The sequence below is a fragment of the Mesorhizobium sp. B2-4-3 genome (assembly GCF_006442815.1).
Taxonomy (GTDB): domain Bacteria; phylum Pseudomonadota; class Alphaproteobacteria; order Rhizobiales; family Rhizobiaceae; genus Mesorhizobium.
This window is the reverse complement of the sequence record NZ_VFVL01000010.1, coordinates 92,582-105,018: the sequence shown is the minus strand read 5'-3', so window position 1 is coordinate 105,018 and position 12,437 is coordinate 92,582. Positions and strand designations below refer to the sequence as shown.

Genomic DNA, 12,437 nt, shown 5'->3' with positions numbered 1-12,437 from the left:
GGCGAAGACATCAGCGCGCCCGGAACGAGGCGATCAGGCTTTCGGCCATGCGCACGAACTGCGCGCTCGGGCCTTCGGCGCCGACGCTCTGCATCGAGACGCGCGCGCCTTCGAGCAGCAGCGACAGCGTGTCGGCGAGCAGCTCGGCCTGGCCGATGCCGGCATCGCGGCAAAGCGCAACCAGCTTCTCGCGCTGGGCCTCCTTCAGTTCCTTGATGACGCGCCTTGCCGGGTGATCGGTCTCGGTGAGCTCGACGGCGGCATTGGCCATATCGCAGCCGCGGCTGTCGGCGCTGAGCAGCTCGGAAGCCTTTTGGACCCAGGCATGCAACTGGGCGAGCTTGTCGCCGGGATGCCTGGCCTCGAACTCGTCCCAGATCCTCGACGCCTTCGCCGCCGTCGCGCGCAGGCATTCGACGATCAATTCGTCCTTGGATTCGAAGTGACGGTAAAGCGTCATCTTGTTCGTGCCGGCAGCCTCGGTGATGGCGTCGACGCCCACACCCTTGATGCCGTGCTTGTGGAACATGTCCTGCGCCGTCTCCAGAATCCGATCCCGGGGGCGGGAACGCTCCGCAACGCCGTCAGTCATCATGCTCTCCTTTCGTCGTTTCCAAAAAAACCGTCGCCACCTCTTGACTAGGGTGTTACCGGTCTGTAACTTCCAGCATGTTACTTACTGGTAACACCTATATCACTCGCCGTCAAACGACAAGGCCTCCGATAGCCCTGCCAGAGTGAGATAGGACGCAAAACCTGCCTGTCATGCGGCTTCGGCCGGTGAAGAACGAGAAAAAAGCGGTCCGTGATCAAACGATGCGGGCCGAGCAAGGAGCCACTCCTATGCAAAAGCGCAAAGACCTGACGATCGACGAAGCCATCCGGGATCCGATGATCCGGCTGGTGATGAAGGCAGACGGGATCGATCCCAAAGCCTTCGAACGGATGCTGCGCTCGCGCGCTGCGGAGCAATCGCTGGGCGACGATGTCCCGCCATCCTTCCTGGCGGATTCCGGCTCCGGCTCCGGCCGGGCCCGGCGCCTGCGCCATTTCGCAAAACCGTTCGGCGAGGCGTCCGCATCATGGTGAACTTCTTCATCCACCGCCCGATCTTCGCGTCGGCGATCGCCATCATCATGGTGCTCGCCGGTGCGATCGCCTATTTCCTCTTGCCGGTCTCGCAGTTCCCCGACATCACGCCCCCGCAGGTTGTGGTCAGCGCCCATTATCCGGGCGCCAGCGCGCAGGTCGTGGCCGATACGGTCACCACGCCGCTCGAGCAGCAGATCAATGGCGTGCAAGGCATGACCTACATGTCGTCGACGAGCTCGAATGACGGCTCCTCGACCATCACCATCACCTTCGACGTCGGCTATCCGTTGAGCACGGCGGCCGTCGACGTGCAGAATCGCGTCAGCCAAGCGGCATCCTCCCTGCCGGCCATCGTCAACCAGGGCGGCGTGACGATCAAGAAGCAAAACCCCAATTTCGTGCTGATCGTCGACCTCACCTCGCCGGACGGCTCGATCGATCCGGTGGCGCTGAGCAACCTCGCCTATCTGCAGGTGGTCGATCCGCTGAAGCGCCTGCCCGGCGTCGGCGACGTGCAGATCTTCGGCGAGCGCCGCTATTCGATGCGCGTCTGGCTCGACCCGGACAAATTGGCCAATCTCGGCATCACCGCCGTCGACGTGCAGAATGCGATCGCCGAACAGAACGTGCAGGTGGCGGCCGGCAAGATCGGCCAGTCGCCGGCACCCGCCGGCACCGCCTTCGAAATGCAGGTCAACGCGGTGGGCCGCCTCAGCGACCCGAAGGAATTCGGCGACATCGTCGTGCGCGCCAACTCCGAGAATGGCTCGCTGGTCAGGCTGCGCGACGTTGCCCGCATCGAGCTCGGCGCGCTGCAATATTCGTCATCCGCCTTTTTCGGCAAGGACCCGACAGTGGTTTTGGCCGTCTACCAGATGCCCGGCTCCAACGCCCTCGACCTGCAGCAGCGGGTCAAGGACAAGATGCAGGAGCTGTCGCAGCGCTTTCCCAAGGGCGTCCACTACGCCATGCATTACGACACGACGCGCTTCGTGTCGGCCTCGATGCATGACGTGTTGATCACGCTCGGTGAAGCGCTGGTGCTGGTCGTGGCGGTGGTGTTCATCTTCCTGCAGAGCTGGCGCACCACGATCATCCCGACCATCGCCATTCCCGTCTCGCTGATCGCGACATTGGCGATCATGTATATGCTGGGCTTCTCGCTCAACATGCTCTCGCTGCTCGGCATGGTGCTAGCGATCGGTCTTGTCGTCGACGATGCGATCGTCGTGGTCGAGAATGTCGAGCGACAACTGGAGGCCGGGCTTAAGCCGCTTGCCGCGACGCGCGCGGCGATGGCCGAGGTGACCGGGCCGATCATTGCCACCACGGCGGTGCTGATGGCGGTGTTCGTTCCCGTCGCCTTCATCCCGGGCGTCTCCGGCCGGCTCTACAACCAGTTCGCGCTGACCGTCGCGATCTCCGTCGGCATTTCCGCCTTCAACTCGCTGACGCTGTCGCCGGCGCTGAGCGCCGCCTTCCTACGCCATCGCGGCGAAACCCAGTTCGTGCTGTTCCGCTGGTTCAACGCCGGCTTCGACTGGCTGTCGCATGCCTATGCGCATGGCGTGCGCATCCTGATCAAGCTGCGCTGGGCCATGCTCGTCCTGTTCGCGGCCGGCCTCGTCGCCACCTATTTCGTTTGGCAGAAACTACCTTCGACCTTCCTGCCGGTCGAAGACCAGGGCTATTTCTTCGTCGTCATCCAGTTGCCGGACGGTGCTTCCTTGGAGCGCACCGACGCGGTGGCGCAGAAGGCGCGCGACATCCTGCAATCGACGCCCGGCGTCGACATCGTCGGCTCGATCAGCGGCCTGAACTTCCTGACCAGCGCCGCGCAGTCGAATTCGGCGGTGGAGTTCGCGATCCTGAAGCCGTGGGACGAACGCGGTCCCGACCAGAGCGCCTCGAAACTGGTCGAGCAGGTGCGCGGCAAGCTCCTGCAGATGCCGGATGCGTTCGCGCTCTCCTTCGATCCGCCCTCGATCCCTGGCATCGGCACCACCGGCGGCTTCGAGTTCCAGGTCGAAGACCTGTCCGGGCGCGGCAGTGCCGCGCTGAACGACGTCACGCAGGCGCTGCTCGCCGAGGCGCGCAAGCAGCCGGAGCTCAACCCGCAGCAGCTGTTCTCGTCCTTCTCGACCTCGACGCCGCAGTTCAACTACGACCTCGACCGCAGCAAGGCGAAGCTGCTCGGCCTCAACTTGCCGGACGTCTTCAACACGCTGCAGATCTATCTCGGCTCGCTCTACGTCAACGACTTCAACCTGTTCGGCCGCACCTTCCGCGTGACCATCCAGGCCGACAAGGACGCGCGCGCCGACGCCACCGACATCTCGCGGCTCTATGTGCGCAACGCGTCGGGCGGCATGGTGCCGCTGAGCACGCTGGGCAGACTGGTGCCGATCGTCGGTCCGGAGACCGTGCCGCACTACAACAACAATGCCTCGGCCCTGATCAATGGCGGCGCCGCTCCCGGCTTCTCGTCCGGGCAGGCGGTGGCGGCCATGGAGCGGGCGGCGGCGAACGTGCTGCCGCGCGACTTCGGCTACGAGTGGACCGGCATCACCTATCAGGAGCTCAAAGCCGGATCGATCGCTTCGGTGGTGTTCGGGCTGGCGATCGTCTTCGTCTTCCTGATCCTGGCGGCGCAGTATGAAAGCTGGGCGATGCCCTTCATGGTGCTGCTCGCCGTGCCGCTCGCTTTGTTCGGCGCCTTCGTGGTGCTGATGCTGCGCGGCATGCAGATCGACGTCTACTCGCAGATCGGCTTCGTCATGCTGATCGGCCTGGCGGCGAAGAACGCGATCCTGATCGTCGAATTCGCCAGACGCCGGCGCGAGGAGGGTCTCACCATCGTCGAGGCGGCGATGGAAGCGGCAAGGCTGAGACTGCGGCCGATCCTGATGACCGCCTTCGCCTTCATCCTCGGCGTGCTGCCGCTGATGTTCGCGACGGGCGCCGGCGCAGCCAGCCGGCAATCGATCGGCACCACCGTCTTCGGCGGCATGGTGGCGGCGACGATCCTGTCGCTGGTCTTCGTGCCTGTCTTCTACGCCGTGATCGAGCAGTTGCGCGAACGCGGCGAAAGGGAACCTGCCAAGGCGCACGACGATGCGCCACAGCAAGACGAAATTGAACCGACCGCCGAGCCGGCGCTTCAGCCGCTCGCCCAGGCGGCTGAATAGGTCGCCCAGGCGGCCGAATAAGATTGGAGATCAATTATGCGTAGATGGAAAATCGCCTTGGGAACAGCCGTCGCGCTGGGCGCGATCTCGGTGGCCAGCGTGCACTTTCTCGACATGGGCAATTTGAGCGGCGGTGCGGCGGGTGCCGCGCCAGCGCCGGCGGCCTTCGTGATGCCGGTGCCGGTGGTGAATGTCGTGAAGAAGACGCTGCCGATCTATCTCGACTACGCCGCGCGGGTGGAGTCGATCCGCAGCATCACGCTGCAGGCGCGCGTGCCGGGCTATCTGCAGGATCAGACCGCGGCCGACGGCAGCGACGTCAAGCAGGGCGACATGCTCTACCGCATCGCGCCCGATGACTATCAGGCCGCGCTGGAGCAGGCGAAGGCGCAGGTGCAGCGCGATAGCGCGACGCTCGACTATGCAAAATCCAATCTCGGCCGCGGCACCGATCTCGCCAAGGCCGGTTACCTCGACAAGGACAGCTTCGACCAGCGCACCAGCAATCTGCGCACGGCGCAAGCCGCCCTTGCCGTCGACCAGGCGTCGGTGCGCACAGCCGAGCTCAATCTCGGCTATGCCGAGATCAAGGCGCCGTTCTCGGGTCGTATCGGCCGCAATCAGGCCTCGGTCGGCACGCTGGTCAGCGTCGCCGGCACCGTGCTCAACACGCTGGTGCAGCTCGATCCGATCTATGTGACCTTCAATCCGAGCGAGAGCGACCTCGTGCAGATCGAGCAGGCGAAGGCCAACGGTCCGATCGCCGTCGACGTTTTGCTGCCCGGCGAGACCCAGCCCAGCCAGAAGGGCGAGCTCACCTTCATCGACAACACGATCGACCATTCGACCGGCACGATCACGGCGCGCGCCACGATCGGCAACGCCAAGTTCACGCTGCTGCCTGGGCAATATGTGCGGGTGCGGCTGCATGTGAAGGAACAGCCCAACACGCTGATGGTGCCGCAAGTGGCGCTGGGTTCCAGCCAGCTCGGCAAGTACCTCTATGTCATCGGCAAGGGCAACACCGTCGACCAGAAGCTGGTCTCGCTTGGGCCGACCGACGGCGACCTGATTTCCGTGACCTCCGGCATCTCCGAGACCGATCAGGTGATCACGGGCAATCTGCAGAAAATCGGACCCGGAATGCCGGTTTCTCCCTTGCCGCAACCGAAACCGGCCAGCTGATAACCCCCATCAGTTTCCGGTCCGACGGCGCCCTCGACACCCACGTCGAGGGCGCCGTTTTTGTTATTAGGGTTCAGGCGGCTCCCGACGCTGGCTCCGTGCGCGGCTTCGCGGGATTGCTTGCCAGCAGTTCGACCAGACCAGCGATGTCGGCGCGTTCCGCCTTCGCCGGCAGCATGAAGGCGCAATAGGGCTGGCCGAGACGAACCGGGACGGACGACAGGGCGATCAATCGCCCCGCCTCAAGATCGGCATTCGCCATCACCCTTTGTCCCAGGGCTATCCCCAGTCCCAGCCGCGCGGCGCCGATCGCCAGGCTGGACAGGCCGACGCGGCGGCCATGCGAAGGGTCCGGCGCGCGGCTGCCGCCGGCGGCGGCGAACCAATCCGCCCAGCTCGGGTGCGAGGCATAGTTCGGCCCCCAATTGGTATGGATGAAGTGGCTCTCATGCACGTCCGCCAAGCTGGCGGCCCCATTGCCGTGACGATGCCAGAACTCGGGCGATGCCACCGGCAGCACCTCGTCATGAACGAGCCGCACCATCTTCAGCGCCGGGTAGTGATAATCGCCATAGGAGATGCGCAGGTCGATGTTCTGGCGCACGAAGTCGACGGGATCGTCCTCGACCCGGACGTCGATCGCCATCCGCGGAAAACCGTCGAGCAGTACGCCAAGCCTCGGCGCCAGCCACAGCTCCGCCAGGGAGACCGGCACGCTCACCACGAGGCGCGTGCGCAAGCCGCCTTCCAGCATGCGCCGGCCGACCGCCGCGATCTCGCCCAGCGCGTGCGCCGTCTGCGGATAGATGGCGTGGCCGGCATCGGTCAGCGCGATACGATTGCCGTTGCGCATGAAGAGCTGCTTGCCGAACCAGTCTTCCAGGTTGCGGATCTGCTGGCTGACCGCGGCCGACGACACGCCGAGCTCGCTTGCGGCAAGCGTGAAACTGCCGGCGCGCGCCGCGACCTCGAAAGTCCTCATCGCATTCAATGGCGGAAGCTTGTCCACGTTTCCCTCGAAAGTTTTTCTTGAGAGAGCCTAACAATTTTCCGCGTTGCGGCAAAGATTTCCTTGCCGTGTAGTAAGCCTCAGATTTCGGAGGACGCTATGATCGAAAACATTCTCGACCTGGACCGCTACCCGCTCGACCGCGAGGGCAGTCCCGAATGGCAGCGGCTGGTGGACGAGTCCAAGGCCGCGCTGGCGGCAAGCGGCATGTTCAACCTGGAAGGTTTTCTGCGTCCCGGTATTGCCGAAAAGGCGGTCGCAGAGGTTCGGCCGGTGATGGACACGCGTTCGTATGTCCACAAGCGCATGCACAACATCTACTTCAAGCCGTCGATCCCGGAGCTTTCGCCGGGCCATCCGGCGCTGCGCAAGGTGGAGACGATCAGCCATACGGTCTGCGCCGACCAGATCCCGGGCAGCACCGTCCTTTCAATCTACGAATACGCGCCGCTGGTGCGGTTCCTGGCGGCGACGATGGACAAGCCGCAACTGCATGTCATGCAGGACCCGCTGGCCCGCGCCAACGTCATGGGCTACCGCGCCGGCGAGGCGCTCAACTGGCATTTCGACCGCTCGGAATTCACCACGACGCTGCTCTTGCAGGCTCCGGAGATCGGCGGCGACTTCGAATACCGCACCGACCTGCGCTCGGGCGACGATCCGAACTATGACGGCGTCGCCAAGCTGCTCGAGGGGCGCGATCCCGAGGCAAAGATCCTGCGCATCAAGGCCGGCACGCTCAACGTCTTCCGCGGCAAGAACACCGCGCACCGCGTGACCACCGTCGAAGGCAATCGCGAGCGCATGATCGCGGTGTTTTCCTACTACGAACGTCCTGGCGTCATGTTCACCGATGAGGAGCGGATCGGCTTCTACGGGCGAGCGGCTTGAGGCTGCCGGTTCAAAATCCGGAATTCACGGAAATCGGCTCTTGTTAGATTGTCGACAATCTGCTTGTCTTGCAGAAATTCCTCCCGGGAGTCGACACATGGCAAAGCTGGATTTCAGTCCGATCGCGGATACGACGCGCAGGGCGGAGATCGTCGCCCTGCTGCGGCGCGCCATCCTGACCGGACAGCTGGAACCGGGGCAAAAGCTCAACGAGCTCAGGATTTCGGAGCAGATGCGGGTGAGCCGCGCGCCATTGCGCGAGGCGATGCGCGAGCTGGTGCAGGAAGGCGTCCTGACCAGCATCCCCTATGCCGGCACCTTCGTCATCGAGGTCACCGCCAAGGACATCATCGATGCCTATTCGCTCAATCAGGTGCTGGACGAGTTCGCCATCGAGAAGACCTGGCCGCAGCGCGACCAGCGCTTCTTCGACGAGCTCGACCGCCGCCATGAAGCGGTGAAGCAGGCGACGCGGGCGAAGGACACCACGCGCCAGATCGAGACCGCGCTGCAGCTACACGGGCTGATCTACGAATGGGCGGACAATTCGGTGCTGCTTGAGACCTGGCAGCGGCTGACCAGCCGGCTGCAGATGTATTTCGCCCTGCACCAGCGCGCCCGCAACGAGCCGGTGCCGGCCGAGGATGTGCACGAAACTTATGTCGCCCTGCTCAAGGGCGCCGACATGCGCGCCGCCCAGCGCCATGCGCGCCAGCATATCGGCCTCGATTTCGAAGAACTTCTTGCCTATGCGCGCGGCCTCGAAAAGCGCGCATCGAAAAACTGACAGACATACGGACAACGGACACGAACGTGAAGATCAAGAGCGTCAAGGCCTATCATGTCGTCCAGCCCTTCGTGGATGGGCCTTACCGCATGTCCAAGGGACGCGTTGCCGACTGCTTCGACGCGGTGATCGTCGCCATCGCGTCGGACAGCGGCGTGACCGGATGGGGCGAGATGGCGCCGCTCGGCAATTTCTATTCGGCCGCGTTTCCGGCGGGAACACGCGCGGGCGTGCCGGAGATCGCGCCGCATCTCATCGGCCAGGATCCGCGCGGGCTGGCGGGCATTGGCCGGCTGATGGACACGGTGTTCAAGGGCCATCCCTACATCAAGTCGGCGCTTGACATGGCGTGCTGGGATCTCGCCGCCCGCGCGGCCGACGTGCCGCTGGTGACGATGCTCGGCGGGCGCGAGAGCGACATGGCGGAGACCTACCGGGTCGTCACCCACGGCACGCTCGACCAGATGGCGACGCTGGCCAAGCGGATCATCGCCGAAGGGTGCCGGCGCCTGCAGGTCAAGGTCGGCGGCAATGTGCATGACGACATCGAGCGGGTGACGGCGGTCGCCTCGGCGGTGCCGAAGGGCACGGTGATCTTCTGCGACGCCAATGCCGGCTGGACGCCTTACCAGGCGCGGCAGTTCGCCGACGCCACGCGCGGCATCGACTACACGTTCGAGCAACCCTGCACGACCATCGAGGAGAACATGTCGGTGCGCCGCATGCTCGACAAGCCGATGGTGCTGGACGAATCCGTCACCTCGCTGGGCGAGATGCTGGAGATCCACCGCAGGGGTGCTGCCGACGGTTTGACGCTGAAGATTTCGCGCTTGGGCGGCGTGACGCAGACAAGGCTGATCCGCGACGTCGCCGTCGATCTCGGCTTCATGATCACGGTCGAGGATACCGGCGGCGCCGAGATCGACACCGCGGCCATGGCGCATCTGTCGCTGTCGACGCCGCAAGAACGCCGGCTGCATGCGATCGCTTTCCACGAATGGGTGACGGTGCGCACGGCCAGGAATGCGCCGCCGGTGACCGGCAGCCATATGGGCGTTCCCGACGGCCCCGGCCTCGGTATCGATGTCGACCCTGGCCTGCTCGGCGAACCCTTCTTCGAGATCGGCTGAAATGAAGATCAGGCGCGTCAAGGCAACACCGATCAACTACAGGCTGGAGGCCCCTTATGTCTGGGTCTTCGGCGAGCTCGACGGCTTCTCGCCGACCATCGTCGAGGTCGAGACCGAGGACGGACTTGTCGGCATCGGCGAGGCACCGACGCCAGGCGCGGCCGCCGTCATCAACGACGTGCTGGCGCCGAGGCTTGCCGGGCGTGATGCTTTCGACATCGCCGGGGCGGAGGAAGTCTGCCTGCCCTTCTGGAGCGGCGTGCAATCGATCAACGACCGCACCCGCATCATGGCCTTCGGCGCCATCGAGATGGCGCTGTGGGACCTGCGCGGCAAGGCCTGGAAGCAGCCGCTCTATCAGTTGCTCGGCGGGGCGGTGCGCAAGGAAATCCCCTTCACCGATTATTTCTCGCTGCGCGGCGCCGGAGCGAGGGTGAAGGGCGAAAAGACGCCGGAAGACGTCGCCGACTACTGCGTCGAGCTCAACGAGCGCCACGGCACGACCTTCTTCGAGGGCAAGTTCTCGACGCACGATCCGAAAGTTTCGCTGAAGATGGTCGAGCTCATCCGCGAGAAGCTTGGCGACGATGCGATGATCCGCATCGATTCCAACCAGGCCTATTCGCTGGCGACCGCCAGGCAATTGGCACGGCCGCTGGAAGAGCTCGGCGTGCGCAACTGGGAGGATCCGGTGGCGACCATCGAGGAGATGCGCGAGCTTCGCCGCCACACCTCGATCCCGTTCTCGACCCACAACATCGACATTGCCCGCGCCATGGAGCTGAAGGTGCCGGACGCCTTCGTGGGCAACCCGACGGCGCATGGCGGCATCAACCGCATGCTGCGCTTCGTCGGCGCCTGCGAGCATGCCGGCATCGATTACTGGTGCTACAGCGGCGACACCGGCATCGGCAGCGCCTGCTACCTGCATCTGTGCGCGGCGCTCGGCTGGATCAGGGAGCCCAACCAGTCGCTGTTTCGCATGCAGCCGATGGACATCATCGAGGAAGGCCCGTTCGCGCCGAAAAACAACGTCGTACGGGTGCCTGAAGGCCACGGCCTCGGGGTAACGCTGTCGCGGGAAAGGCTTGCCGCCTGCCATCGCGACTTCGTCGAAAACGGCCCCTGCAACAAATATCACGATCCGGAAAAGCCCGGGACCTACCGCAGATTGCCGCTGAATTAGGAGGATGTCGAAAAGCAAGCAGGACTTATCGGGAATAAGGCGACCATGGGTCGCCCGGACAACAGACAATCCATCAAGAAAATCTGACTTTTCCGTCGCAGGGAGCGGATGGACCGGTCGGAACCGCATGCTACTGTACATCGACCGATACTGAGTGCCTGGACCGGAGAACTCCACGGAACTCGTCTGCCGGAATGCACCCGTCAACCACAACAACTGGGGAAAGGGCTTAGACCCATGAGCAAGAACTATCGCATTCTCGATCTCCTCCGGCGCGGCCGGACGCCACTCGAAAACCACCTCATCGACGGCCTGATCGACGGCCGCATCAGCCGCCGCGAATTCGTGCGCCACGGCAGCCTGCTCGGCCTGTCGCTGCCGCTGCTCGGCCGCATCGGCATGGCCGCCGGCTTCGGCGCGGCACCCTCGCTCGCTCGCGCCGGCGCGCCCGGCGCCACCATCCGCGTCGGCAGCAGCGTGCCGGCGGCGGCGATCGACCCGGTCACCATCGCCGACGCCGGTGGCCTGCTCGTCATGCAACAGGTCGCGGAATTCCTCTGCGTCGACGGTCCTGACCTCGTTCTGAAGCCGGCGCTGGCGGAAAGCTGGTCGCCGAACACCGACGGCACGGTGTGGACCTTCAAGCTGCGCAAGGGCGTGAAATTCCACTCGGGCGGCGAGATGAAGGCCGACGACGTGGTGGCCAGCATCGACCGGCTCGCCGATCCGGCCAACTCGTCCAACGCGCTGTCGGTATTCACCGGCATCCTGCAGAAGGGCGCCTCGAAGAAGGTCGACGACTACACCGTCGAATTCCACCTCGATGCGCCGAACGGCAACTTCCCCTACATGCTGTCGTCCGACAACTACAACGCCGTCATCATCCCGGCGAGCTACAAGGGCGGCTACGAACAGAGCTTCGACGGCACCGGGCCGTTCAAGCTCGAAAAATACACGCCCAAGGTCGGCGCCTCCTTCGTGCGCAACGACGATTACTGGGGCGAAAAGGCTCTGCCGGACCGCACCGAATTCACCTTCTTCACCGACATCCAGCCGCAGATCCTGGCGCTGCAGGGCGGCCAGATCGACATCATCAACCAGATGCCGGTGCTGGCGGGCGTCGCCGTGCTCAACGACCCCAACGTCGACATCATCAGCCTGAAGTCGTCCGCGCATCAGCAGCTGCATATGCATTGCGACGAAGGCCCGACGAAAGATGCCCGCGTGCGCCGCGCCATCGCGCTCTGTCTCGACCGCGAGAAACTCGCCGCCGGCCTGATGAAGGGACGCTCGGCGCTCGGCAACGACAGCCCGTTCGCCGCCGTCTACCCCTCGACCGACACCAGCGTGCCGCAGCGCAAGCAGGACATCGCCCAGGCAAAGCAGCTGATGGAAGCGGCCGGGGTCGGCCAGGGCTTCAAGATGACGCTCACCACCGAGCGCTATCTGGAGATCCCGGAATATGCCCAGCTCATCCAGAACTGGGTCAAGGAAATCGGCATCGAGCTCGAGCTCAACATCCTCGACCAGGGCGCCTATTACGGCGATGCGGTGTTCGGCAAGTCGAACTGGCTGGATTCGGCGATGGGCATCACCGATTACGGCCACCGCGGTGTGCCCAACGTGTACCTTGCGGCGCCTTTGAAGAGCGACGGCACCTGGAATGCCGCCCACTTCAAGAACAAGGACTACGACCAGATGGCGGCGAGCTATATCGCGGCCCTCGACCTCGAGGCGCAGAAGGCCACGGCCAGCAAGATCCAGAAGCTGCTGCTCGAGGAAACGCCGGTCATCTTCGGCTATTTCTACGACTACCTGACGGCGACGGCGAAAGGCGTGGCGGGCGTGCAGCCCACCGCCATGTCGCAGCTGTTCCTCGACAAGGCGTCGAAAGGCTGAACGACAGAGAACAAGCCTATCCTAATTAGCCGGCTCTCCACGGAGAGCCGGCTCCAATAGGAGTATTCGC

At 64.3% G+C, this 12,437-nt stretch carries 10 protein-coding genes; 8 read left to right on the top strand and 2 right to left on the bottom strand.

The features are described 5' to 3' along the window. Positions 1–10: 10 nt before the first annotated feature. A complete protein-coding gene (locus FJ956_RS12800) occupies positions 11–592 on the bottom strand; it encodes a TetR/AcrR family transcriptional regulator (protein WP_140675531.1) in 582 nt (193 codons plus the stop codon). A gap of 251 nt (positions 593–843) precedes the next feature. Between FJ956_RS12800 and FJ956_RS12795 the strand changes: the two genes are divergently transcribed. Genes FJ956_RS12795 through FJ956_RS12785 form a run of 3 tightly spaced genes read left to right on the top strand, consistent with a single transcriptional unit; the run spans position 844 to position 5,465 of the window. Then, positions 844–1,089 (top strand): hypothetical protein, encoded by a 246-nt coding sequence (locus tag FJ956_RS12795; protein WP_140675743.1) that lies wholly within the window; start codon positions 844–846, stop codon positions 1,087–1,089. Next, complete coding sequence (locus tag FJ956_RS12790) at positions 1,083–4,280, top strand: multidrug efflux RND transporter permease subunit (protein WP_140675528.1); 3,198 nt, start codon at positions 1,083–1,085, stop codon at positions 4,278–4,280. Before FJ956_RS12795 ends, FJ956_RS12790 begins: the two co-directional genes overlap by 7 nt. Positions 4,281–4,316: 36 nt before the next feature. Further along, the gene (locus FJ956_RS12785; protein ID WP_140675525.1) at positions 4,317–5,465 is read left to right on the top strand and encodes an efflux RND transporter periplasmic adaptor subunit; all 1,149 of its coding nucleotides are present in this window, start codon (positions 4,317–4,319) and stop codon (positions 5,463–5,465) included. A 73-nt stretch (positions 5,466–5,538) separates the two neighbouring features. Here FJ956_RS12785 and FJ956_RS12780 read toward each other — a convergent pair whose 3' ends face one another. Beyond that, complete coding sequence (locus tag FJ956_RS12780; protein WP_140675523.1) at positions 5,539–6,474, bottom strand: LysR substrate-binding domain-containing protein; 936 nt, start codon at positions 6,472–6,474, stop codon at positions 5,539–5,541. Between the two features lie 99 nt (positions 6,475–6,573). Here FJ956_RS12780 and FJ956_RS12775 point away from each other — a divergent pair, with 99 nt between their 5' ends. From FJ956_RS12775 to FJ956_RS12755, 5 genes are all read left to right on the top strand, one after another. Beyond that, positions 6,574–7,365: a 2OG-Fe(II) oxygenase gene (locus FJ956_RS12775; RefSeq protein WP_246672031.1), complete on the top strand. Its 792-nt coding sequence runs from the start codon at positions 6,574–6,576 to the stop codon at positions 7,363–7,365. 97 nt (positions 7,366–7,462) lie between these two features. Then, positions 7,463–8,152, top strand: coding sequence for a GntR family transcriptional regulator (locus FJ956_RS12770; protein ID WP_140675520.1), 690 nt, complete (start codon positions 7,463–7,465; stop codon positions 8,150–8,152). Between the two features lie 26 nt (positions 8,153–8,178). Further along, positions 8,179–9,282, top strand: coding sequence for a mandelate racemase/muconate lactonizing enzyme family protein (locus FJ956_RS12765; protein ID WP_140675518.1), 1,104 nt, complete (start codon positions 8,179–8,181; stop codon positions 9,280–9,282). A gap of 1 nt (position 9,283) precedes the next feature. Then, positions 9,284–10,468 carry a mandelate racemase/muconate lactonizing enzyme family protein gene (locus tag FJ956_RS12760; RefSeq protein WP_140675515.1) on the top strand — a complete coding sequence of 395 codons (1,185 nt, stop codon included), beginning with the start codon at positions 9,284–9,286 and terminating at the stop codon, positions 10,466–10,468. Positions 10,469–10,705: 237 nt separating this feature from the next. Continuing rightward, positions 10,706–12,367: an ABC transporter substrate-binding protein gene (locus FJ956_RS12755; RefSeq protein ID WP_140675512.1), complete on the top strand. Its 1,662-nt coding sequence runs from the start codon at positions 10,706–10,708 to the stop codon at positions 12,365–12,367. Positions 12,368–12,437: the final 70 nt, after the last annotated feature.

Coding starts and splice junctions, on each gene's coding strand:
- FJ956_RS12800 (WP_140675531.1), bottom strand. CDS start 592: ATGACTGACGGCGTTGCGGAGCGTTCCCGCCCCCGGGATCGGATTCTG.
- FJ956_RS12795 (WP_140675743.1), top strand. CDS start 844: ATGCAAAAGCGCAAAGACCTGACGATCGACGAAGCCATCCGGGATCCG.
- FJ956_RS12790 (WP_140675528.1), top strand. CDS start 1,083: ATGGTGAACTTCTTCATCCACCGCCCGATCTTCGCGTCGGCGATCGCC.
- FJ956_RS12785 (WP_140675525.1), top strand. CDS start 4,317: ATGCGTAGATGGAAAATCGCCTTGGGAACAGCCGTCGCGCTGGGCGCG.
- FJ956_RS12775 (WP_246672031.1), top strand. CDS start 6,574: ATGATCGAAAACATTCTCGACCTGGACCGCTACCCGCTCGACCGCGAG.
- FJ956_RS12770 (WP_140675520.1), top strand. CDS start 7,463: ATGGCAAAGCTGGATTTCAGTCCGATCGCGGATACGACGCGCAGGGCG.
- FJ956_RS12760 (WP_140675515.1), top strand. CDS start 9,284: ATGAAGATCAGGCGCGTCAAGGCAACACCGATCAACTACAGGCTGGAG.
- FJ956_RS12755 (WP_140675512.1), top strand. CDS start 10,706: ATGAGCAAGAACTATCGCATTCTCGATCTCCTCCGGCGCGGCCGGACG.